Here is a 1523-nt window from a genome sequence, read left to right as displayed (position 1 = left end):
CGCCGGCCCGGCGCGCGGCACTGAGAAGATCGTTCGCGACCGTGGGTGCACCCGACCGGAAGGAAGCGACGAGATCATGCGTGACATCGTGACCGGCGGCCTGACGGAGGCGTCCGGATGACCGGCAGCGCGCGGACCGACGCGCCCGGCACCGCCGAACCCGTCCTGCTGCGCACGGAGGGACGGGCCGCGTACCTCACGCTCAACCGGCCCGAGGCGCTCAACGCCCTGAACCATGCCATGGTCCGCCGCATCGACGAGGCCCTCACCGCCTGGGAACACGACCCGGCCGTGGAGACCGTCGTCATCACCGGCGCGGGGCAGCGCGGCCTGTGCGCGGGCGGCGACATCCGCGCCGTCCACGACGACGCCCGCGACGGCGACGGCACCGCCTCCGCCGCGTTCTGGCGCGACGAGTACCGCCTCAACGCCCGTATCGCCCGCTACCCCAAGCCGTACGTCGCCGTCATGGACGGCATCGTCATGGGCGGCGGGGTCGGTGTCTCCGCACACGGCGGCGTCCGCGTCGTCACGGAACGCTCGCGGATCGCCATGCCCGAGACCGGCATCGGCTTCGTCCCCGACGTCGGCGGCACCCACCTGCTCGGCCGCGCCCCCGGCGAACTGGGCACCCACCTCGCGCTGACGGGCACCGGGATCGGCGCCGGGGACGCCCTGCTCTGCGGGCTCGCCGACCACTACCTGCCCTCCGAGTCCCTGCCCGCCTTCCTGGCGGACCTCGCCGCCCGCCCCGTGGCCGACGCTCTGGCCCGGCACGAACAGCGGGCGCCGGGTGGGGCGTTGTCCGGTCAGCGCGCCTGGATCGACGCCTGCTACGCCGCCGGCACCGTCGAGGAGATCGTCGCGCGGCTGTTCGCCCACGGCGGCCCGGAGGCGAAGGAGGCGGCCGAGACCCTGCTCGCCAAGTCGCCCACCTCGCTCAAGGTCACCCTGGCCGCGATCCGCCGCGCCCGGCGCCTCGGCTCGCTGGAGCGGGTCCTCGACCAGGAGTACCGCGTCTCCTGTGCCGCCCTGCGCAGCCCCGACCTGGTCGAGGGCATCCGGGCGCAGATCATCGACAAGGACCGCCGTCCGCGCTGGTCCCCCGCGGCCCTCGCCGAGGTCACCGACACCGACGTGGAACGCTTCTTCGCCCCGCTCGGCGACCGGGAGTTGGGACTCGGCGACGACGCGGCCGCAACCGGCACGCGCTGAGCACACCGGCGCCCCGGCCACGCCCGGCGGACGTCACGGAGGGCCGCCGCACCGGTGCGGCGGGGTACTTCCACACCTGGCACCGGGGCGGGATGTGACCATGGAGCCGGTCCCGGCGGCGGAGGCGGCCGGGACCGCCGAGAGGCCCCCGGACGTCCTGGAGGAAGCCGTGCCGCCCAGTCTGCTCGCCGTGTTCGCCCACCCGGACGACGAGGCGCTCCTCGCCGGCGGGCTCCTCGCCCGGTACGCCGCCGAGGGCGCCCCTACGGCCGTCGTCACGGCGACCTGGGCGCCCGGCAGCCCGCGCG

The 1523-nt window shown here is 75.8% G+C and carries 2 protein-coding genes; both read left to right on the top strand.

Going from position 1 to position 1523, the window contains the following annotated elements:
- The first annotated feature begins 117 nt into the window (after positions 1 to 117).
- Positions 118 to 1215: an enoyl-CoA hydratase/isomerase family protein gene (locus tag H5J33_RS34875; protein WP_181798657.1), complete on the top strand. Its 1098-nt coding sequence runs from the start codon at positions 118 to 120 to the stop codon at positions 1213 to 1215.
- Between the two features lie 169 nt (positions 1216 to 1384).
- On the top strand, positions 1385 to 1523 hold a 139-nt coding region (locus H5J33_RS34870), incomplete at its 3' end, for a PIG-L family deacetylase (RefSeq protein WP_309485570.1).

The sequence above is a fragment of the Streptomyces sp. WELS2 genome (assembly GCF_013870595.1).
Taxonomy (GTDB): domain Bacteria; phylum Actinomycetota; class Actinomycetes; order Streptomycetales; family Streptomycetaceae; genus Streptomyces.
This window is presented reverse-complemented; position numbering and strand designations above follow the sequence as displayed.

Bases quoted from the DNA above. Each gene is read 5' to 3' on its own strand.
- H5J33_RS34875 (WP_181798657.1), top strand. From the start codon at position 118: ATGACCGGCAGCGCGCGGACCGACGCGCCCGGCACCGCCGAACCCGTC.